The organism is Pyxidicoccus xibeiensis (genome assembly GCF_024198175.1).
Classification (GTDB): Bacteria; Myxococcota; Myxococcia; order Myxococcales; family Myxococcaceae; genus Myxococcus; species Myxococcus xibeiensis.
Genome location: NZ_JAJVKV010000002.1, coordinates 807,921 through 827,413, shown reverse-complemented (window position 1 = coordinate 827,413; position 19,493 = coordinate 807,921). Strand labels below are relative to the sequence as shown.

At 70.5% G+C, this 19,493-nt stretch carries 19 protein-coding genes; 7 read left to right on the top strand and 12 right to left on the bottom strand.

Annotated features, from left to right (window positions below; all coding sequences use genetic code 11):
• Positions 1 to 66: 66 nt before the first annotated feature.
• The gene (locus LXT23_RS11290; RefSeq protein WP_253980125.1) at positions 67 to 666 is read right to left on the bottom strand and encodes a hypothetical protein; all 600 of its coding nucleotides are present in this window, start codon (positions 664 to 666) and stop codon (positions 67 to 69) included.
• A gap of 144 nt (positions 667 to 810) precedes the next feature.
• Here LXT23_RS11290 and LXT23_RS11285 point away from each other — a divergent pair, with 144 nt between their 5' ends.
• Entirely contained in the window at positions 811 to 1,143 is a 333-nt protein-coding gene (locus LXT23_RS11285) for a PadR family transcriptional regulator (RefSeq protein WP_253980124.1), read from the top strand.
• Positions 1,144 to 1,151: 8 nt separating this feature from the next.
• The gene (locus tag LXT23_RS11280) at positions 1,152 to 3,812 is read left to right on the top strand and encodes an ABC transporter permease (RefSeq protein ID WP_253980123.1); all 2,661 of its coding nucleotides are present in this window, start codon (positions 1,152 to 1,154) and stop codon (positions 3,810 to 3,812) included.
• A 7-nt stretch (positions 3,813 to 3,819) separates the two neighbouring features.
• On the opposite strand, the gene LXT23_RS11275 is transcribed toward LXT23_RS11280, so the two are convergent.
• From LXT23_RS11275 to LXT23_RS11260, 4 genes are all read right to left on the bottom strand, one after another.
• Positions 3,820 to 4,329: a hypothetical protein gene (locus LXT23_RS11275; protein ID WP_253980122.1), complete on the bottom strand. Its 510-nt coding sequence runs from the start codon at positions 4,327 to 4,329 to the stop codon at positions 3,820 to 3,822.
• 41 nt (positions 4,330 to 4,370) lie between these two features.
• The gene (locus LXT23_RS11270) at positions 4,371 to 5,441 is read right to left on the bottom strand and encodes a hypothetical protein (RefSeq protein WP_253980121.1); all 1,071 of its coding nucleotides are present in this window, start codon (positions 5,439 to 5,441) and stop codon (positions 4,371 to 4,373) included.
• A gap of 97 nt (positions 5,442 to 5,538) precedes the next feature.
• The gene (locus tag LXT23_RS11265; RefSeq protein WP_253980120.1) at positions 5,539 to 6,639 is read right to left on the bottom strand and encodes a hypothetical protein; all 1,101 of its coding nucleotides are present in this window, start codon (positions 6,637 to 6,639) and stop codon (positions 5,539 to 5,541) included.
• Between the two features lie 56 nt (positions 6,640 to 6,695).
• Positions 6,696 to 7,859, bottom strand: coding sequence for an AI-2E family transporter (locus LXT23_RS11260; protein WP_253980119.1), 1,164 nt, complete (start codon positions 7,857 to 7,859; stop codon positions 6,696 to 6,698).
• A gap of 108 nt (positions 7,860 to 7,967) precedes the next feature.
• On the opposite strand from LXT23_RS11260, the gene LXT23_RS11255 reads away from it, so the two are divergent.
• Positions 7,968 to 8,459, top strand: coding sequence for a hypothetical protein (locus tag LXT23_RS11255; RefSeq protein WP_253980118.1), 492 nt, complete (start codon positions 7,968 to 7,970; stop codon positions 8,457 to 8,459).
• 30 nt (positions 8,460 to 8,489) lie between these two features.
• Here the strand turns inward: LXT23_RS11255 and LXT23_RS11250 are convergent, their stop codons facing one another.
• The 7 genes from LXT23_RS11250 to LXT23_RS11220 all read right to left on the bottom strand — a co-directional run bounded on the left by LXT23_RS11250 (position 8,490) and on the right by LXT23_RS11220 (position 14,842).
• Entirely contained in the window at positions 8,490 to 8,606 is a 117-nt protein-coding gene (locus tag LXT23_RS11250; RefSeq protein ID WP_253980117.1) for an aminopeptidase, read from the bottom strand.
• A 43-nt stretch (positions 8,607 to 8,649) separates the two neighbouring features.
• Positions 8,650 to 10,011, bottom strand: coding sequence for a DmpA family aminopeptidase (locus LXT23_RS11245; protein WP_253980116.1), 1,362 nt, complete (start codon positions 10,009 to 10,011; stop codon positions 8,650 to 8,652).
• Between the two features lie 177 nt (positions 10,012 to 10,188).
• Positions 10,189 to 12,393 carry a D-alanine--D-alanine ligase family protein gene (locus tag LXT23_RS11240; RefSeq protein ID WP_253980115.1) on the bottom strand — a complete coding sequence of 735 codons (2,205 nt, stop codon included), beginning with the start codon at positions 12,391 to 12,393 and terminating at the stop codon, positions 10,189 to 10,191.
• Positions 12,378 to 12,992, bottom strand: a complete 615-nt coding sequence (locus LXT23_RS11235; protein WP_253980431.1) for an RDD family protein — start codon at positions 12,990 to 12,992, stop codon at positions 12,378 to 12,380. Before LXT23_RS11235 ends, LXT23_RS11240 begins: the two co-directional genes overlap by 16 nt.
• Before the next feature lie 23 nt (positions 12,993 to 13,015).
• Positions 13,016 to 13,525, bottom strand: a complete 510-nt coding sequence (locus LXT23_RS11230; protein WP_253980114.1) for a hypothetical protein — start codon at positions 13,523 to 13,525, stop codon at positions 13,016 to 13,018.
• 75 nt (positions 13,526 to 13,600) lie between these two features.
• Positions 13,601 to 14,569, bottom strand: coding sequence for a porphobilinogen synthase (hemB, locus tag LXT23_RS11225; protein WP_253980113.1), 969 nt, complete (start codon positions 14,567 to 14,569; stop codon positions 13,601 to 13,603).
• A gap of 63 nt (positions 14,570 to 14,632) precedes the next feature.
• Positions 14,633 to 14,842, bottom strand: coding sequence for a hypothetical protein (locus tag LXT23_RS11220; RefSeq protein ID WP_253980112.1), 210 nt, complete (start codon positions 14,840 to 14,842; stop codon positions 14,633 to 14,635).
• 289 nt (positions 14,843 to 15,131) lie between these two features.
• Here LXT23_RS11220 and LXT23_RS11215 point away from each other — a divergent pair, with 289 nt between their 5' ends.
• The 4 genes from LXT23_RS11215 to LXT23_RS11200 all read left to right on the top strand — a co-directional run bounded on the left by LXT23_RS11215 (position 15,132) and on the right by LXT23_RS11200 (position 19,469).
• Positions 15,132 to 16,079: an ABC transporter ATP-binding protein gene (locus LXT23_RS11215; protein WP_323378921.1), complete on the top strand. Its 948-nt coding sequence runs from the start codon at positions 15,132 to 15,134 to the stop codon at positions 16,077 to 16,079.
• Positions 16,076 to 16,912, top strand: a complete 837-nt coding sequence (locus LXT23_RS11210) for a hypothetical protein (RefSeq protein ID WP_253980110.1) — start codon at positions 16,076 to 16,078, stop codon at positions 16,910 to 16,912. The genes LXT23_RS11215 and LXT23_RS11210 overlap by 4 nt, the downstream gene beginning before the upstream one ends.
• A 1-nt stretch (position 16,913) precedes the next feature.
• Entirely contained in the window at positions 16,914 to 18,035 is a 1,122-nt protein-coding gene (locus LXT23_RS11205) for a hypothetical protein (protein WP_253980109.1), read from the top strand.
• Between the two features lie 204 nt (positions 18,036 to 18,239).
• Positions 18,240 to 19,469 carry a TIGR02270 family protein gene (locus LXT23_RS11200; RefSeq protein ID WP_253980108.1) on the top strand — a complete coding sequence of 410 codons (1,230 nt, stop codon included), beginning with the start codon at positions 18,240 to 18,242 and terminating at the stop codon, positions 19,467 to 19,469.
• Positions 19,470 to 19,493 lie beyond the last annotated feature (24 nt).

Below are 19,493 nucleotides of genomic sequence, written 5' to 3'. Positions count from 1 at the left end.
ATCAGCGACTGGGAGGATGCCCGTCCACAAGGGAGCAGCCTCGGCGGGCCCAGGGACAGCGGGGCCTCAATCCCTGTCATCCAGAGCAGGCACACGCCCGGTCTCCAGGAAGGCGATGTAGCGCAGCAGGTACTCCTCGGCTCCGTGCTCCAGGTAGTCCAGCCATCGCCTCGTCGCGACGGTGGGCACGTGCCGCTGCTGCTGCTGCCACTCGGCATCGAGCTCACTCCGCGACCGGCCTCCGAGCCGCCGCAGCGCCTTGTCGTACTCGGCGACCGTCTCGCGGAGCTGCTGGTAGCCGGGCTGGATGGCCCCCCACCACGAAGCCACGAGGGAAGGTGTCCAGTACTCGTTTCCATCGAAGGCGTATTGCGACACCACGTTGAGCTCCGCGGCGTCGACGAGCTGTCGCAGCTCGTACTCCGTGGAGGCCTGGCGGAAGATGAACTCGCCCTGGGCGTCGTGGAGGTACACGTTGTTCGGAGCCGCCTCGGGCCCCGTTCCACAGGCGTCGTCTTCGGCGACGTAGAGCGGCCCGGGGATGCCCCACGGCTGACGGCCCTTCCATCGTCCCAGGAACGGCTCCGTGTCCTGGGTGAAGCCCCAGCGCCGCAGCACTGCCACGGCATCCAGGAAGGGCTCGTTCACACGCTCCGGAGTGGCCATGCCCTCGACATAGACCGAAATGGGTGGGGCAGGACGGGCACGCTCGAGCAGTACTACGTCCTCATCCCCCAGCCGCCCTCCCCTTGACACCTTAGGGGAAGGCGGGGGACTCTCCCCTAAAGCGTTGAGGGGAGAGCCGGACGCATGGCGGACACGTCGCTGGAGCTGGTGCAGGGCACGCTGGACGTGCTCATCCTGAAGAGCCTGTCGTGGGGCGCGCTGCACGGCTACGCGGTGGCGGAGGCCATCGGCGAGCGCAGCGGCCAGGTGCTCAAGGTGGAGGAAGGCGCGCTCTACCCGGCACTCCACCGGCTGGAGAAGCGCGGCCTGCTGGAGGCGGAGTGGGGCCTGTCGGAGAACAACCGGCGGGCAAAGTTCTACAAGCTCACCTCCGCCGGCCGCGCCCACCTGCGCGCCGAGGCCCAGACGTGGACGCGCTACGCGGCCGCCGTCTCGCGCATCCTCGAGGCCGCCTGAGGCACCCCATGCGACTGCCTCCTGGCTTCAAGCGCCTGCTCAAGCTCGCCGTGCGCCCGCGCGCGGTGGAGCAGGACGTGGATGACGAGCTGCGGTTCCACCTCGAGCTGCGCGCGGAGAAGCTCCAGCGCGAGGGCCTGTCCCCCGCCGAGGCGCGAGAGACAGCGCAGCGCGAGTTCGGCGACGTGGAGCGCGTGCGCGCCGAGTGCGTGCGCCTGGGCCATGAAAGGGCGGCGGAGATGAAGCGAAGCCTGTTCCTCGACGCGCTGGCGCAGGACCTCCGGTACGCCCTGCGCACGCTGCGCAAGGCACCCGCCTTCGCCCTGGTGGCCATCCTCACGCTGGCGCTGGGCATCGGCTCCACCACCGCCCTCTTCAGCGTGGTGCGCGGCGTGCTGCTCAAGCCGCTCCCCTTCCCCGCCCCGGAGCGCGTGATGCGGTTGTGGCAGGCGAGCCCCGCGCTGAGCTCGCCCCGCGTCTCCCTCTCCCAGAATGACCTGGACGACTGGAAGGCCCGGCAGCAGTCGTTCTCGGACATCGGCGCGTGGTGGCACGTCGAGAACATGTCGGGCGTGGACCTGAGCGGCCTCGGGGATCCGGAGGAGCTGTCGGCCACCTACGTGACGGACGGCTTCTTCTCGACGCTCGGGATGGCGCCGCAGCTCGGCCGCGCCATGCTGTCGGAGGAGCACCAGGCCGGCCACGATGCCGTGGTGGTGGTGAGCCACGAGGCGTGGACGCGGAGGTTCGGCGCGGACCCGTCACTGGTGGGACGCACCCTCACGCTGGACGGCGAGCCCCACACGGTGGTGGGCGTCATGCCGCCCTCCTTCACCTTCCCCTCCGAGAAGATGGACGTGTGGCTGCCGCTGTCGCGCATCAACGAGCGCAGCATCCCGCGCACCCGCTTCAATCGCTTCCTCAACGCGGTGGGCCGCCTGAAGCCCGGCGTCACGGTGGAGGCGGCGCGGCTGGAGCTGGGCGGAATCGCCCGGCAGCTCGCCGAGGCCTACCCGGAGAGCAACGCCCAGTACGGCGCCATCACCGTCCTGCCCCTGCACGAGGCCATCACCGGCGACGTGCGCACGGCCCTGCTCGTGGTGCTGGGCGCAGTGGGCTTCCTGCTGCTCATCGCCTGCGCCAACGTCGCCAACCTGCAGCTCGCCCGGGCCACCCTGCGGGACAGGGAGCTGGCGGTGCGCGCGGCGCTGGGCGCGGGACCGGGACGGCTGGTGCGCCAGCTGCTCACCGAGAGCCTGGTGCTCGCGGGCCTCGGCGGGGGGCTCGGCGTGGCGCTGGCGGTCTGGGGCACGGAGGCGCTGGTGGGCCTGTCCCTGAAGCAGCTCCCCCGGCTGCGCGAGGTGCAGGTGGACGGCGAGGTGCTGGCCTTCGCGGCGGCGGCCACGGTGCTCACGGGGCTGCTCTTCGGGCTGCTCCCCGCCCTACGCGCGAGCACCACGCAGTTGGAGGCCGTGCTCAAGGCGGGCGGGCGCGGCACGGTGGGCGGTCGAGGGGCGCGGCTGCGCGGCCTGCTGGTCGTCGCCGAGGTGGCCATCGCGGTGGTGCTGGCCACGGGCGCGGGCCTGGCCACGCGCAGCCTCGCGAGCATGCTGTCGGAAGACCCGGGCTTCCGCGCGGAGGGCGCCGCGGTGGTGAGCTTCTCCGTCCCGCCCCCGAAGCGGGAGCGGCTCCGGGAGTACCTGGCCGAGGTGCTGGAGCAGGTCCGCGCCCTGCCGGGCGTCGAGTCCGCGGCCATGGTGAAGACCCTGCCGCTGGAGAACGTGGGCGAGGACCTGGGCTTCAGTCGTCCGGACCATCCCGAGGACGAGGCCAACCCGCCGCACATGTCGATGATGCACGTGAGCACCGATTACTTCCGCACGTTGGGCATTCCGCTGCTGGGCGGCCGGGTCCACGAGCCCACGGACACGCAGGACACGCCCCTGGTGCTGGTGGTGAACCAGACCTTCGCCCGGCGCTTCTTCCCGGGCGAGGACGTGGTGGGGAAGAGCATCAAGCTTGGAACCACGGAGCTCACCATCGTCGGCATGGTGGGTGACGTGCGGCAGGCCGGGCTGGCCGAGCCGGTGCCGCCGCTGGCCTACCTGCACCTCCAGCAGTCTCCCCGGGGTGCCATGAACCTGGTGGTGCGTGGCCAGGGTGCGCTGCTACCCCTGGCCGCCTCCGCGCGGCAGGCCATCTGGTCCGTGGACCCCAGCCAGACCATCAGCCGCATCACCACGCTGGAGCAGGTGACGGCGGAGGCGGTGACGCGTCCCCGGCTGCTGGCCATGATGCTGGGCCTGTTCGCGGTGCTCGGGCTGGCCCTGGCGGCGGTGGGCATCTACGGCGTGCTGGCGTACACGGTGAGCCAGCGGCAGCGGGAGCTGGGTGTGAGGCTGGCGCTCGGGGCGCAGCCGGCGGACGTGCTGCGCCTGGTGCTCAAGAGCGGCATGGCCCTGGCCGGCGCTGGCGTCGCGATGGGCGCGGTCGGAGCGCTCGGGCTGTCACGGGTCATGGGCAGCATCCTCTACGGCGTGGCACCGCATGACCCGCTGACGTTCGGCGCGGTGACGGCGCTGCTGCTCGCCGTGGCGCTGCTCGCATGCCTCATCCCCGCGCGCCGGGCCATGCGGGTGGACCCGGCGGTGACGCTGCGCGGAGAGTGAGCGGACCTCAGCGTGCCGTGCCGCGCTGAGCGGACTCCACCGCCCTGCTGATGGCGGCGGAGTCCGGGAGGATGCGCCGGGCCTGGTCGGCCACCTCCAGCGCGGCATCCACCTTGCCCTGCTCCCCGAGCGCAGCAATCCAGCCCGCCCACGCCTCCTCCAGCAGCGACAGCGCCGCGCTGGCGGCGGAGGCGAACGCGCCCTCCGCCTCGGTGGGTTCCTTGCGGACCGTGGCCAGGAAGCGGCCGAGCTCGAGGAGCGGCTCCGGTGCTCCGGCGGAGACGTCGACCGCGGTGCGGAGCGAGTACTCCGCCTCCGCGAGCCGGGCGTCGGGATCGCCCGCAGTGTCCAGGCCCGTCAACAGGGCCCGGCTCAGGGACAGGAGGTTGGGGACGAAGGCGGGACACTCATCCGCCACGTCGCGGTGTGCGTCGATCCGGCGGGAGTCCTCCGCCGGCTCCGCGTTCGCCGCCTTCCACTTCCGTCTCAGCTCCTCGGACGTCCAGTGCGCGCTCATGGCCGTACTCTAGGCCCGGAACGCGCACCGTGCGCCAGTCCTCAGGGCAGGTTCGGGTCGCCTCCGATGCCCTTGAACGGATTGAACGTGTACGTCGTCGAGAAGCGTGAAGACGGGCTGAAGTAGTACGCCGCGAGCTTCGCCGGGTCCGTGGCCAGCTCGCCGCGCAGGATGGGCCCGTCGTTCTGGTCATCCCAGCCCCAGGGCGCGTTCGCCGAGTTCGTCCCGCACTGCCCCGCCACCAGGCCACACCCTCCGCTGGTGTCTCCCCGGAACGTGCCCTCCGACGCGAAGAGCGTGGTGAGGCTCCGGCGCGGCCACAGTCCCTCCGAGCCGTAGATGTCCACGAGCTTGTAGCGCACGTCGGAGTCCGACGGAGACGAGGGCTCCTCCGCGGTGCTCAGCGACGGGAAGTACTTCACGCCGTCGCCGACGATGTCGTAGGCCGGCCACGCCTTGAGCCCGTGGCCCTTCGCCTCCTGCGCGGTGATGGGGTGCTGCACGCCCTCGAAGAGCGCCATCGACAGCTTCCCGTCCAGGTTCTCCGAGCCCGAGCCAACAGGGCTGCCATCCGGCACGAAGGAGAAGAAGTCCTTGTGCGCCACCGTCACCGCGCCGATGAGCGCGCCGTACTCCGTGCCGTTGCGCTCCACGACGAGCATCACACCCTCGCCGTCGTTCTCGTGCTCCGAGTCGAAGATGTTGTCGGACCAGTCGCGCGGGTGGAAGAACGTGTAGACGAGGTACCAGTGCGTGCTCGTCTCCACCAGCGAGTGGTACGCATGCGCCGTCAACGGCCGCGACGCGGTGTTCTCCCAGTTGTTCGTCCCGCTCCAGTCCCCGTCGAAGTCCACGCGGGTGAGGTAGTCCGACCGGCCCGACAGGCTGTGCGAGCCCGTCACGTCCACGTCCTGGTAGTGGATGGGCGCCCAGCGCTTCGCGAGCGCGGCCCGGAACGCCGTCGACGAAGGACCGCCCGCCAGCGCCGAGCTCGAGGACCCAAAGTCATCCTCTTCCAGCACGCCCTCTCCGCAGGCGGTGAGCAGCAGCACGACAACCGGGACGAGGGCGCGCACGAAGGCGCCATGAGACGGACGACGGACGGAGTGCATGGGGGTCCTCCCTTTCAGGAGGATCCCTAGACTAATTCATGGATAATTGGGAAATACGATTTTGCGGTTTACCCGCTTTTCACGCCGCGCCCGGTCCTCAGTACGAGGCGGTCAGGCCCCAGTGGAGGCTGGAGTAGGTCTCCTCCGCGACGCCGCCAGCGCTCCACCCCTGCCTCGTGCCGGCACCGGAGAAGGTGTCCTGGTAGCGGGACAGCCGGAAGCGGACCGAATAGCCGAAGGGCCCCCAGACCTCGCCGGCCACGCCCAGCTCCGCCTCCCAGCCGAAGCTGGACACCGACGCGCCGTACTCGCTGACCTCCAGGTCCAGCGCGCCGCCCTCGTCGTCGAAGCCCTGCCCCGGCTTCGGACCGATGAAGACCTGCCCCGCGCCCTCCAGGCGCACCGAGCGCAGCAGCGGCACGGACACCTCCAGGCCCACCGCGGGGAACAGCCGGTGCGTGCCCTGGAGCGGGCTGTCCGCGGACTCGTCCACGTGGAAGGCGCGCGTGAGCAGCCCGGCGCGCAGCCCCGCGTAGCCCAGCAGTTGCCGGGACTCGCCCAGCCCGAAGAAGTAGCGGTACAGCGCCTGTGCGGTGAGCACCGAGTCGGTGGCCACCACCTCGCGCGTCACCGACTGGCCCGCGTCCCCCACCAGCGTCACGTCGGTGGACGCGTACCCTCGCCGGTAGCCCAGCCCCAGGCCCAGCCCGCGCAGCGCCGAGGTGTGGCGCGCCAGCGGCAGCAGTTCCAGCTCCGCGGACACGCCCAGGTACGGCGCAGAGGACGTGTAGTCCACCGTGTCACCGAGCTGCTGCTCCGGCGGCTTCCGGTCGTACTCGCCACACGACTTCACCCCGGGGCGCGCGCAATACCGGCGCCACGTCGTCGTGCCGCCGAGGAACAGCCGCGCCAGCGGCGGACGCTCCGGCTCGGGGCCCACCGTTCCACCCGAGCCCGTGTCCAGCTTCACCTCCAGGAACGGGGCCTCCGGCTCAGAGGGCGCCTGAGCCACCTGCGGTGGCAGCTCGGCGGGGACGACGTCCGGCGCGGGTGAATTGCGCGGCGCGGGCACCGACGAGGCGATGGCGAGCGCCACCTCTTGCCCATTCGCGGCGGCCAGCGCCGACGGAGAGGCCAGCACCACCGCCAGGGCAAGGCACATGCCCCCGCGGACCATCGCGTGTCCGGTGTTCATCATTCGCCTGCGAGGTTCACCCACCCCGCAGGCGAAGTCCAGGTTCGGCGCCCGGCCCCTCAGGCGTTCAGCGTCGCAGGGGCGCCGAGCTGCGCGTGGCCCACGGGCAGACCGGACGACTCCGGCACATGGGAGGGCGACGAGTCCGCCGCCGCATGCGCCTGCGTAGCCGCCAGGTGCTCCGCGCGACCGATGCCCAGGAAGTCACGGCGGTAGATGCGCACCATCGCCATGAAGATGGACGCGATGAGCGGGCCCACCAGCAGCCCCATCATCCCGAACACCGCCAGCCCGCCGAACATCGACAGGAAGACGAGCAGCGGGTGCAGCGCCATGCGCGAGCCGCACAGCTTGGGGCGGATGAAGTTGTCGATGCTGCTCACCAGGAAGGTGCCCCAGGACAGCAGGAACACGCCCTCCGTCACCTTGTTCGCGGCGATGAGCACCACGCCGATGGGGCCCCACACCAGCGCCGTGCCGCCCACGGGCACCAGCGCCACCAGCACCATGGCCGCGCCCCACACGCCCGCATGCGGCACACCGGCGAGGAGCAGCCCCAGGAAGCCCACCGCGCCCTGGATGAGGGCCGTGACGGTGTTGCCGTAGACAATCGCGTAGGCGACGTCGGTGAACTCGCGCGAGAAGGCCTCGAAGTAGCGCTTGTCCAGGGGGATGAGCCGCATCACCTCGCCCACGAGCCGGCGCCCGTCGAGGAAGAAGTAGTACATGGCCACGGTCATCATGAACATGTTGATGACCAGCTCGGTGCCCGCGCCCACCAGGTCCTTGAGCAGCGCCGCGCCGCCCGTCACGGCCGCCATCAGCGCCCGCTCCGTCTCCGCGCTCTCCGGATCCAACCGGATGTAGCGGCTGAAGCCCCGGGGCAGGCTGGACGCGAACTGGTGCCGCAGGTCCACCTGCTCCAGCAGGTCCTGCGCCTGGCCCACGAACTGGAGCACCTCACGCGCCACCATCCACCCCACCAGCGCCAGCGGCGCCAGGATGAGGAGGAACACCGTGAGGGTGGACAACCCCGCGCACAGGGACTTGCGGCCCCGGAACTTCTGGCACAGGTAGTCCTGCACCGGCATGAACAGCACCACCAGGAAGCCACCCAGCAGCACCGGCATGAGGAACGGCAGCAGAATCCTGGAGAAGAGAATCAACGCCAGGGCGAAGAGCCCGGCGAATACGAAGTTCGACCACCGCCGCGAATCACCCACCGCCCCACCCCACCCGCCCCGCGAGCCCACACCCACCAGCCGACCCCAACCTAGGAACCGCGCTTCCATCCGGGAAGTCCGGGTTCCCCTTCGGAGAGGTACCCTGCAATGACTTCTGGACGTTTGGCGCTCGCGGGCGCCGCCGTGATGACGGCCGTACTCACCCTCACCAGCCCGGGTTGTGGCGACGGCGCCACACCGTGTACCGACTGTCCGCCCCTGGAGGGCCGCTATCGGATGGGGTTCGCCGGAGACGCGGGCGTGGGCGGCGACTGCGCCACACTGGGCGTGGCCCTGCCCCGCGACAAGCCGCTGAACATCGCCCGCACGGGCGACCGGCTCACCGGCACGCTGGAGGGGGTGTCCCTGACGGGCTCCGTCTCCGGCCAGGGCACCTTCAGCCTGGCGGGCACCCTCGCGGGCGGTACGGATGGGGGCCGCACGGACACGCTGAGCCTGGCCGGTCGCTACACGCCCTCCGTGGCGGATGGCGGAACGGCCCAGCTTGCGGGGACCTACACCGGCACCTTCTCGCGCACAGGGCCTTCCGGCCCCCAGCGCTGCAACGTCGTCAGCCCGTTCTCGGCGACCCGGGAGTGATGGCCACGGGTCGCACGAGGCCGGGACGGGCTACTTCTTCTTCGCGTCGGCGGCCTTCGCCTCGGCCTTCTGCTTCTTCGCGCGCTTCTTCCAGGCCTGCTTGATCTTCATCTGCACGCGGCGGTGCTTGCTCTTGCTGCGGGCCATCGTTGACTCCTGTGCTCCGATAGGGAGACGTGAAAAGGTGGGCTTAACTATCAGAACCCGATGGGCTCCCGGAAGAGGAACCCTCCGGGGGGGCTGCCGGAGGGGCTCCAGGAGCCTCTTCCGGGGCAGGCCGGGTGGGGTACGGGATGCCCTCCGCCCCTCGGACCTGGGTAGGTCTGGCCGAGGACACCGTCACCTCCCCCTCCCGGTCCTCGTCGCTCGGCCGCTCGCGTGACGCGGGAGCGCTGCTCTGCTGGGGCCGCTTCTTCACCGAGGCGAAGATGGGCTTGCACGCGTCCAGGAAGCGGCGGACCTCGTCCAGCGGGAGCGCCGGGCAGAAGTTGTCGTTGGCCCCACGCATGGAGGTGGCCATGCACATGGCGTTGAGGATGGCCTCCTCGGTGGCCTCCATCACCGCCTCGTAGAGGGGGTCCAGGCGCTGGTCCAGCAGCAGCTTCAGCTTGTAGACCATCTTCTGCGTGCGCCTGGGGATGATGTTCGCCGTGGAGAAGCCGACGACGATTTCGCCCGAGCCGTGCGCCGCGTAGCTGCCCACCCGGCCGATGCCCAGCGCCACCCGCTTGCAGATGCGGTTGATCTGGTGGCTCAGGAGCGGCGCGTCGGTGGCCACCACCGCGATGATGGAGCCGTACGTCTGGCCGCGCTTGGGCGCGCCCTTGAACTTCTCCGCCAGCACCTCGCCCACGGGCAGGCCGCCCACGCGCAGGTTGTGCATCTTCCCGAAGTTGGACATCACCAGCACGCCCAGCGTGTAGCCGCCCAGCACCTCCGGCAGCTTGCGCGACGACGTGCCGATACCGCCCTTGAAGTCGCACGTCACCATGCCGGTGCCGCCGCCCACGTTGCCCTCGGCCACCGGGCCGCTGGCGGCGTTGCGGATGGCCTCGTAGACGTGCTCCTCGCGCACGTGCCGGCCGGAGATGTCGTTGAGCCACGAGTCGTCGCACTCGCCCACCACGGGGATGATGACGTCGTGCTCCCCGCCGATGCCGGGGTAGCGCTCCACCAGGTGGCGCGCCACGCCGTCCGACACCGCGCCCACCGCCATGGTGTTGGTGAGGAGGATGGGCGTCTCGATGAGGCCCCACTCCATGAGCTGCGTCATGCCGGAGACCTCGCCCGCGCCGTTGAGCACGAAGCCGCCTCCCGTCATGCGCTCCATGAAGATGTTGCCGTTGTTGGGGAGGATGGCGGTGACACCGGTGCGCACCGGGCCATGGCCGGGCCGCAGCGGGCCCTCACCCTGGATGAGCGTGCTGTGCCCGACGAGGACGCCCTCGACGTCGGTGATGGCGTTGAACTTTCCGGGCTTGAAGCGCCCCAGCGGCAGGCCCAGCTCCCGTGCACGGACGCGAGGCCCTTTTTCCTCGGGGATGTTCACCATAGAGGGCGGACACTAACCGACCAACCCCCACCGTCAACCACTCCGCGCGCGGCCTGTCAGGGTGTCTTCGCGCGCGGGCCCGCCCGTCCGGAGTCCGGGCCGGCGAAACGGCGACGCCCCGTCCCGGCCGCCAGGGAGGCGAGCACGAGGCGGGGCGTCAGGTCGCTCCGGTGAAGCTCAGGCCTTCGCTTCCGCGCGCGGCGGTGCGTCCGGGGACGACGTGCCGTTGCCATTGCCGGAGCCCTGGGCCGCCGGAGCGGACGCGGGCTGCGCGGCTGCGGCAGCGCCCTGCTCCTCGAGCGGCAGCCCCTTGCGCAGCACCGCGGACGGGTGCTCCGTGGCCGCGCGGCGCGCCTCGCGCTCCTTGTAGCGGCGGATGGCGGGGGCCATGATTTCGCCGATGAGGCCGCGGTAGTCCATGCCCGCGCCCTGGGCGATGAGCACCAGGTCGCTCCAGCCCGGCGTCAGGCCCGGCAGCGGGTTGCACTCGATGAAGTAGATGCGGCCCTTGTCGTCCATGCGGAAGTCGATGCGGGCCACGTCGCGGCAGCCCAGCGCCATGAACGAGTTGCGCGCCGCGGTCCGCAGCTTCTCCAGCAGCGAGGGCTCCAGCTTGGCCGGCGCGTCGTAGCGGATGCGGTCCGTCCAGTCGAGCTTGTGCTGGAAGCTGTAGACGGGGTTCTTCTCCGCCTTGTCGAGGAAGACGATCTCCATCGGCGGCAGCACGCGCGGGCGGCGCTCGCCCAGCAGGCCCACGGTGAACTCACGCCCGCCGATGTACTCCTCGATGAGCGCGGGCTGCTGGTACTTGCTGGCAATCTCGCGCACCACCTCGCGCAGCTCCGCCTCGCTGTGGCAGACGCTCTTGGTGACGACGCCCTTGGAGCTGCCCTCCGCCACCGGCTTCACGATGAGCGGGAAGGAGGTGAACTCCTTGTTGAGCCGCTCCTTGCCCGTGGCCATCAGCTGGAAGTTGGGCGTGAGGATGCCGGCCTGCCGGACGATCTTCTTCGCCAGCGCCTTGTCCAGGGCAATGGACAGCGTCGCCGGGTCCGAGCCCGTGTACGGGATGTCCAGCAGCTCCAGCATGGCCGGGACCTGGCTCTCGCGGTTGCGGCCCTTGAAGCCCTCGGCGATGTTGAAGACGATGTCGAGCGGCGTGCTGGACAGCACGGTGGGCAGCTCCGCGGTGGCCTCCAGGTCGATGACCTCGTGGCCCCAGGACGCAATGGCCTCGCGGATGGCCTGCAGCGTGTTGGGCGAGTCGTACTCGGCCTCGCTGTCCTCCACCGCCTCGGCGCTGGCCATGGGCTTCACGCGCTTGACGTTGTAGGTGAAGCCCACGCGCAGCGGGCCCGTCTTGCGCGCCGGCTTGCCCTGGCGCTTGCCATCCTTGATTTTGTAGCGCTTCGCCGCGCTCTGGATGATGGAGTTGATGACCCCGTCCAGGTGCAGCCCGTCCAGCTCCGCGGAGGCGTAGATGCCCGCGCCCGGCTCCAGGCTGGGCAGCGCGTTGATCTCCAGGAAGTACGGCACGCCCGCGTCGCTGAGCCGGAAGTCGATGCGGCCCAGGTCGCGGCAGTCGAGCGCGGAGAAGATCTTCTGCGCCATCTTCCGCACGTCCTCCGCCGTACGGGCCGGAATCTGCGCCGGGGCGCGCACGCTGACGGCGTTCTCCTTCTTCGTCTTCAGCTCGTAGTCGTAGATGGCGTACTTGCGGCCCGCCGTGACGGCCGGGTCCACCACGTACTCCACCGGCGTGAGCACGCCGTCGTAGTCGTTGTCCACCGCCGCGAGGAAGGGCACCGTGAGGTCGCGCCCGGCGATGAACTCCTCCACCAGCACGCCGGCCGGGTACTTCTCCAGCGCCGAGGCCACCTTGGCGCGCACCTCGTCCAGCGTCTCCGCGATGGAGTCCTGGGTGATGCCCTTGGAGGAGCCTTCGAAGTTGGGCTTCACGATGACGGGGAAGCGCAGGTTCTCCGCGGTCAGCTCGCTGAGCTTCTCCACGTACTGCCAGCCCGGGGTGCGGATGCCCTGCTTGGTGAGGACCAGCTTGGTGAGCTGCTTGTCCAGCGTCACCGCCAGCGCGTACGCGTCCGAGCCCGTGTACGGGAAGCCGAGCTCGTCGAAGAGGGCCGGGTAGAAGGCCTCGCGGAAGCGGCCGCGGCGCCCCTCGGCGGTGTTGAAGATGAGGTCGGGGCTGTAGGCCTCCAGCCGCGCCACGGTGCGCGAGGCGGGACCGCTCACCTCGAAGCGCTCCAGCCGGTGGCCGAGCCGCTCAATCGCCGCGGCCAGTGCGTTGACCGTCTCCTGGGTGTCGAACTCCGCTTCTTCTTCTGAATCGGACAGCCTGAGATTGTGGGTCAGCGCGATGCGCACGGCGGCTCCCTTCTCTTCTTCAGCGAGCGACCACGGCGCACCTTCGCCGCGGACATGATTCTTCCCGGGGCGCGCTGATGCGCCACGGGCGTGCGGGCTGCAACGGTTGCGCCCGCGACAACCTTCCCGTCCACCACCTGCGTCTGCGCCCAGGTATCACCGAGCCGCCAGCCGAGCGGATCCCTCACCACGCGCCACGCCTCCACCCCGCCGATGACGAGCAGCCCGGCGCCCGCGGCCACCAGGCCCAGCGGCTCCGGCATCATTCCCAGCAGGACGATGAGCGCGAGCGGCGCATTGCGAAGCGTGCTGTCGCGGTGGCGCGCCGCCGACTGCGTGGGCAGGTGCATCACCTTCACGCCGAAGATGCGCTTGCCCACGCTCTGGCCTTGAATCATCCCGTCGGCCAGCAGCAGGAACAGCAGCGCCACCACGCCGCCCGCTGCGCCGCACACGACGTACAGGCCCCAGGCCACCCCCACGTCGACGACGCGGGCGCCCAGGCGCAGGAAGAGCGACGCCTTCGGGTAGGGCGAGCCGGGCTCGGCCTCGCCCGCGACGATGCGCAGCACCCGCCCTCCGCTGCGACTGGCCGCCATGACCGCGGGACCGCGCTCGGCGCTCACTCCTCGGGCTCCAAGGTGAGACCCTCCTCGTGTGGCTCGGGCTCGTCGAGGCCCGCCAGCCGGGCCAGGCGCTCGTGCGCGCTCAGTGGATGCACCATGGGCGCCGCCCACGCGGCGTGCTCCTGCGTCTGGCCGGCGGCGAGCGCCGCGGTGGGGCTGCCCGTCTCCGACATGCGCAGCAGCCGGTTTCGCGCGGCGTCCACGTCAGGCTCGGCGGGGCTGCCCTCGCGGGTGAAGAAGACGAAGGCCATGGCCGGCCGCTTGGAGGACTCACGCATGGCGAACTGCACGCCGTCCAGGTTCCAGCCCTTCGACGTCCACTCGTTGAGCGTGCGCTCCAGGGCGCCCTCGTCCACCGTGGAAAGCTCCACCACTTTGTACTGCAACGGACCTGGGGCGCGGATGACGGGAGCGTGCCTGGCGCCAGGGCGCTTCCCCGTCCCGCGCTGGCGTTGGGGCGGGGGCTTCTCGGACTTGCGTGCAGGCCGCTTCTTCTTGGTGGGCATCGTGCGCGACTCATTTGGACGCAACGCGGCGCGCGGATCAAGCAGCAAGCCGCGCGACGTGCGTCTGGCTGTTGTCTACAGGAGCTTCGCGGCTTCCAGGGCGTGGTAGCTGATGATGAGGTCGGAGCCGGCGCGCTTGATGGAGGTGAGCGTCTCCAGCATCACGCGCTCGTAGTCGATCCACCCGTTCTGCCCGGCGGCCTTGAGCATGGAGTACTCGCCGGAGACGTTGTAGGCGACCACGGGCAGCTCGAAGCGCTCGCGCACGGCGCGGATGACGTCCAGGTAGGCCAGCGCGGGCTTCACCATGATCATGTCCGCGCCCTCCTCCACGTCCAGGGCCGTCTCCTTGAGGGCCTCGCGCACGTTGCCCGGGTCCATCTGGTAGCCGCGGCGGTCGCCGGACTTCGGCGCGCTCTGGGCCGCCTCGCGGAAGGGGCCGTAGAAGCCGGAGGCGTACTTGGCCGCGTAGGACAGAATGGGGATGTCGGTGAGGCGGACCTCGTCCAGCGAGCGGCGGATGGCGGCGATGCGCCCGTCCATCATGTCCGACGGGGCGATGATGTCCGCGCCGGCCTGGGCGCAGGTGACGGCCATCTGCGCGAGCAGCGGCAGCGTGTCGTCGTTGAGGACGTGGCCCTCCTCCAGGATGCCGCAGTGGCCATGGTCGGTGTACTCGCAGAGGCACACGTCGGCGATGACCTGCAGGTCCGGCTCGGCGGCTTTGATTTCGCGGATGGCGCGCTGGACGATGCCGTCCTGCGCATAGCCCTGGGTGCCGCGCGCGTCCTTGTGGTTCGGGATTCCGAAGAGGAGGACGGAGGGCACGCCCAGGGACTTCGCCAGCCGGGCCTCGGCCACGGCGTGCTCGAGCGACAGGTTGAAGACGCCCGGCATGGAGGCGATGGGACGGCGCACGTCCCGGCCTTCCACGACGAAGAGGGGGTAGATGAAGTCACCCGGCTCGAGGCGCGTCTCGCGCACCATGTCTCGCAGGGCGGCGGTACGGCGGAGGCGGCGGGGGCGGTGGACGGGATAGGCCATGGCGTCACCGGTATAAACCGGCGGCGTCCGGCAATCATCGATTCCGTACGCCTGGCCGGCCGCTCAGCCTGCGACGAGCCGCCAGCTGCGCTGGTGCCGCATGTTCTCCCGGGCCCGGCGCTCGGCGCGGCGCTCCGCGAGGTCCGCCTCGTGCAGGGCGCGGGCGTAGCGCACGCGCGCCGCCTCCGTCCCTGCGGCCAGCCCCTGTTCAGCGGCCTCCAGCTCACGGCGGGCCTCCTGGAGCTGCGGGTCGAGGCGGATTTCGGACGTCATGGGGGATTCCTCCTGTACGCGGAATGAGCCGGGCTCGGGATGCATGTGACGGGCCTTGGAGCCCCAAGGAGTACAAGCACGCGGAAGGACGGGGTGTCGCGGCGCGGCAGGGACGAAAGGAGTGCGAAACGGGTTTCCCAGGTGCGCGAAACCGGTGGCACGGAGGGTGGAACGCGCGCTCCCCCGGCTGGCTGCCCTGTATCGAACCGGGTGAGGCAATCGCCGGCCGCTCCGGTCGTCTACAGTCGCAACCGTGACAGAGCGACTGCCAGCCATCGAGGTGAAGGGCCTGCGGAAGACGTACCGGCGTCCGTTCCGGAAAGTGGGGACGGATGCCCTGCGGGGCATGGACCTGACGGTGCCGCAGGGCAGCGCGTTCGGGCTCATCGGCCCCAACGGCGCGGGCAAGACGACGTTCATCAAGAGCATCCTCGGCATCGTCCAGCCCACGGAGGGCACGGTGCGCGTGCTGGGAGGCTCGCCCGAGGACCCGCGCATCCGCGCGCGCATCGGCTACCTGCCGGAGCGCTTGCACCTGCCGGGCTCCTGGTTGCCGACGGCGTTCCTGGGGACGGTGACGCGGCTGAAGGGGCTGAAGGCGGACCCCGCGGGGAACCTGCGCCTCTTGGAGCGGGTGGGCCTGGCGGACGCGGTGGGCCGGAAGATTGGCGGCTACTCCAAGGGCATGCGGCAGCGGCTGGGGCTGGCGGCGGCGCTGGTGGGCTCCCCTTCCCTGCTGATTCTGGACGAGCCCACGGACGGCATCGACCCCATGGGGCGGCTGGAGGTGCGGCGGATTCTCCTGGAGGAGGTGCAGCGGGGAACGACGCTGTTCCTCAACTCGCACCTGCTGGCGGAGACGGAGCGGGTGTGTGACCGGGTGGCGATCCTGGCGGACGGGCGCGTGCTGCGCGAGGGCCGGCTGGAGGACCTGGCGCGCGGCGGGGCCCGGTGGATGGTGCGCTTCGCGCCCGGGGTGGACTCGGGGGCGCTGGTGTCGGCGGGCTTCGCCCGGGGGAGCACGGACGGCATGTACCACGTGGAGGCGGAGGACCCGCCGGCGCTCAACGCGGCGTTGGACAGGGCTCGCGCGGCCGGGGCGCTGCTGGTGGAGCTGCGGCGCGACGGGACGGACCTGGAGTCGGTGCTGCTGGGGACGGTGGCGCGGCCGCCGGAGGCGGTGGCGGCGAATGGCTCGGGGACGGCGGTGTCCGGTTCGGCGGGGGTGGCGGCGTGAGCCCGGTGTTCGGAATCGCGGGGTACGTGCTGCGTGAGGCAGTGGCGCGAAAGTTCATCCTGGCCTTCATGGTGGGAATCACCCTGGTGCTGGCGGTGGTGGCGCTGAGCCTGCGCATCGAGGTGGTGGACGGGGCGCTGGCGGCGTCACGGCTGTTCGGCGAGGAGATTCGCGCGAGCATCCGCTCCGTCGACGTGGCGCTGCGGCCCGTGTACATGGCGGCGGCGTACATCGTGTTCTACGGGGGCATCCTCTTCGGCATCGTGGCGTGCTCGGACTTCGCGCCGTCGCTGCTGTCGCCGGGGCGCATCGAGCACCTGCTCGCGCTGCCAATCCAGCGCTGGCACCTGCTGGCCGGGACGTTCCTGGGGGTGATGACGCTGGCGGTGGGCGGGACGCTGTATGGCACCACGGGGCTGGTGCTCATCTTCGGGGTGAAGGCGGGGTACTGGACGGCGGGGCCGCTCATCGCCGGGCTGATGGCGTGTGTGGGCTTCGCGGCGGTGTACGCGGTGATGCTGACCACGGCGACGCTGGTGCGCAGCGCGGCGCTGTGCGCGGCCTCCGGCGGCCTGTTCCTGGTGGGCGGCATCATCGCCGGGCACCGGAAGGACGTGGCCCTCTTCTTCGAGGACGGCGTCAGCCGGAGCGCCTTCGAGGCGGTGACGCTGGTGCTGCCGAGGCTGTCCTCGCTGGCGACGGCGGCGGGGAACATCTCCGCGTCGATGCCGCTGGAAGTGAAGTCACTGGGCATGCTGCTGCTGGGCGTGATGGTGTTCGGATTCGGGGCGCTGGCCGTGGGGTTCTGGCGCTTCGAGGGAAAGGACTACTGACGTGGAAAACCGTCAACGGCGTCGGGTGTGGCTCGGGGTGGCGGGACTGCTGTTCGTGCTGGCCGCGGTGCTGATGTTCACCGGCCAGGGCGACGAGCCGACCCCGGAGGCTCCGAAGGTGGAGTTCCCCCGGCGGATGCGGACGCCGGAGCGCGAGCGTGCCGAGCGGCGCAAGACGTGGGTGATGCCGGCCGCGCCGGATGCGGGCACGGTGGCCCAGGAGCGGCAGCGTCCTCGAGATCCCCTCCTGGCGGCGCTGCCTCGGGGTCAGGGAAAGACGGCGGTGGTCATCGAGGCGAATGCGCTGCGGCACTCGCCCATTGGCGAGCTGCTGCTGGACTGCCTGATGCGGGACGGCGGGAAGGAGCTGGAAGAGTTCCGCTCGAGAAGCGGCGTGGACCCGCTGAAGGACCTGGACCGGCTGGTCATCACGGATGACGGGGTCATGCTGTCGGGGAACTTCGAGAACGCGAAATTCGGGGACCTGATGGGCGACACCCAGTCGACGAACTATGGCGACGAGGGCTCGCGGGTCTACGAGCCGGGGCAGAGGATGGCAAGGCTCGCGGATGGCGGCACCGAGATGCGGCAGGGGCGCAACGCGGTGGGCATCTGGAACAACCAGCTCGTGATGTTCGGCGGGTCGACCGATGGAGTGAGGGCGGCCATCGACCGGGTGGAGGGGCGCGGGCCGGACGAGCCGCCAGTGATTCCTGAGGGCAGCACCTACGGCGAGATGTACGGTGTGCTGCCCGTGGAGATGATCGCGAAGCTGTTGCCGCCGGAACAGGCGGAGCTGGCGCAGCGGCTGCGGGACGTCGCGCAGAACGTGGAGCTGCACGTGGACGCGAGCTCGGACGTGGCGCTGGTCGCGGAGGTGCGCGGCTCGGACGCGGAAAAGGTGACGGACCTGGGCAAGTCCCTGGGCGCCGCGCTGTCCCTGGCGCGCCTGAAGGCGCAGGCGGAGGGCGAGAAGGACGTGGCGCAGCTGCTCGACTTCGCCAAGGTGCAGCCGGATGGTGAGTCGTTCAGGCTGGAGATGGCGGTGCCGCTCGAGGCGCTCAAGGAGCGGCTGGCGTTCTGCAAGGAGGAGCGGCAGGCCGCGGACGCGTCGGTGCCGTAGTCGTCTCGGACAGGACTTCGCGCCCCGGCCTGAGACGTGAGGCGGCCCCGCGCAGACGGTGAGGCCCTATCTTCTCCAGTTGGCCCGGGATAACTTCGTGCGGTAACGCCGGTAGCCGTCGGAATTCCCCTGCGGCCGTCTCTGGCGCGCGAAAATCGGGGGCGAGCAGTGCTGTCGCGGGCGGACCGAAGTCTTCGCTGGGACGTGCTGGAAGAGCATGTCGCTGAGGCCTGCTTCCTCTGGACCCACTGGCAGTCTGCGCTCTCCTCTCCTGTCCACACCCTGGCAGACGTGGCAGAAGGCCCGGAACAACGACTACGTGCCCATCTCGACGCCATCGTGTTCGGGGGGAAGCGGGTTGCCGACCTCCTGCTGAAGCCCGCGTTCGAAGAAGGCGACGAAGAGCGCCTCCGCGTCGCGAGCTTCTGCCTCCTGCGCGAAGGAGAAGGCGCGGACGTCGACCTCGTCCTGCGACACTTCGTGGAGGGTGGCGCGCCGCTTCGAGCAATCCTTCAACAGCCCCTGGAGCTCAGTGAACGCCCCGGCCTTTCTCGCGCGCTCGCTCCCCTGCTCGCAGCCTCAGACGCTGCCCTGCGAGCCAACGTGCTCGAAATCCTGGGCTTCCGTCGAACCCACCCTGCCGTTCCTTTTCAGCAACTGCTGACCGACCCCAGCGTGGAGGTGCGAGCCGCAGCCCTCCGCATTGCACACTTCTGGCCCCAGGAGGTGCCGCCAGGGCTGCTTCAGCAAGCTCTCACGTCGTCCGATACCCGGGAGCAGGTGGCCGCCATCCCCCTGGGGCTCATCCTGGATGACAGGGCAGCATGGAAGGCCTGCCAGCAACGGCTCGAACAGCCAGGCGCGGCGGGTGACCTCGCTCGTGCGGCCCTTGCCTGCCGGGGTGACGCGCACGATGTCGAGGCGCTCCTGGCGCTGCTGGAGATTCCAGCGCTCAGACGCGAGGCGCTCTGGGCACTTGGCTTCACCGGCAGGGTGGCCGCGGCGCAGGCCTGCCTGGCGTGGATGCAGAAGGCTCCCCTCGCCGCAGTGGCGGCGGAGGCGTTCTGCGCCATCACGGGGCTGGTCCTCGAAGGACCGCTGACGAAGCCGCGAGACGAAGCCGACGAACCGGCCGACGAAGCGCTGGATGCCGACCTCCAGCCCGATCCGGACAGGAAGCTCCCCATCCCTGAGCCGGCAGCGGTCGCCGCTTGGTGGCACCAGATGCAGAAGGGGCTCCACCCAGGCACGCGCCATCTGGGCGGGCAGCCTCGCACCCAGGAGCGGTTGGTGGCGGCGCTCACGGATGGGCCGATGCGGCGCAGGCCCATCCTCGCCCTGGCGCTTGCCATCACCAGCCGGGGCCGGCAGCAGGTCGAGCCACGGGACTTCAGCCATATCCAGTACGAGCAACTACGGGGAGCGCGCCGCTGAGAACGGTCCACCCTGCCGGAGAAA

Bases quoted from the DNA above. Each gene is read 5' to 3' on its own strand.
- LXT23_RS11290 (WP_253980125.1), bottom strand. From the start codon at position 666: ATGGCCACTCCGGAGCGTGTGAACGAGCCCTTCCTGGATGCCGTGGCA.
- LXT23_RS11285 (WP_253980124.1), top strand. From the start codon at position 811: ATGGCGGACACGTCGCTGGAGCTGGTGCAGGGCACGCTGGACGTGCTC.
- LXT23_RS11280 (WP_253980123.1), top strand. From the start codon at position 1,152: ATGCGACTGCCTCCTGGCTTCAAGCGCCTGCTCAAGCTCGCCGTGCGC.
- LXT23_RS11275 (WP_253980122.1), bottom strand. From the start codon at position 4,329: ATGAGCGCGCACTGGACGTCCGAGGAGCTGAGACGGAAGTGGAAGGCG.
- LXT23_RS11270 (WP_253980121.1), bottom strand. From the start codon at position 5,441: ATGCACTCCGTCCGTCGTCCGTCTCATGGCGCCTTCGTGCGCGCCCTC.
- LXT23_RS11265 (WP_253980120.1), bottom strand. From the start codon at position 6,639: ATGATGAACACCGGACACGCGATGGTCCGCGGGGGCATGTGCCTTGCC.
- LXT23_RS11255 (WP_253980118.1), top strand. From the start codon at position 7,968: ATGACTTCTGGACGTTTGGCGCTCGCGGGCGCCGCCGTGATGACGGCC.
- LXT23_RS11250 (WP_253980117.1), bottom strand. From the start codon at position 8,606: ATGGCCCGCAGCAAGAGCAAGCACCGCCGCGTGCAGATGAAGATCAAG.
- LXT23_RS11245 (WP_253980116.1), bottom strand. From the start codon at position 10,011: ATGGTGAACATCCCCGAGGAAAAAGGGCCTCGCGTCCGTGCACGGGAG.
- LXT23_RS11235 (WP_253980431.1), bottom strand. From the start codon at position 12,992: ATGGCGGCCAGTCGCAGCGGAGGGCGGGTGCTGCGCATCGTCGCGGGC.
- LXT23_RS11230 (WP_253980114.1), bottom strand. From the start codon at position 13,525: ATGCCCACCAAGAAGAAGCGGCCTGCACGCAAGTCCGAGAAGCCCCCG.
- hemB (WP_253980113.1), bottom strand. From the start codon at position 14,569: ATGGCCTATCCCGTCCACCGCCCCCGCCGCCTCCGCCGTACCGCCGCC.
- LXT23_RS11220 (WP_253980112.1), bottom strand. From the start codon at position 14,842: ATGACGTCCGAAATCCGCCTCGACCCGCAGCTCCAGGAGGCCCGCCGT.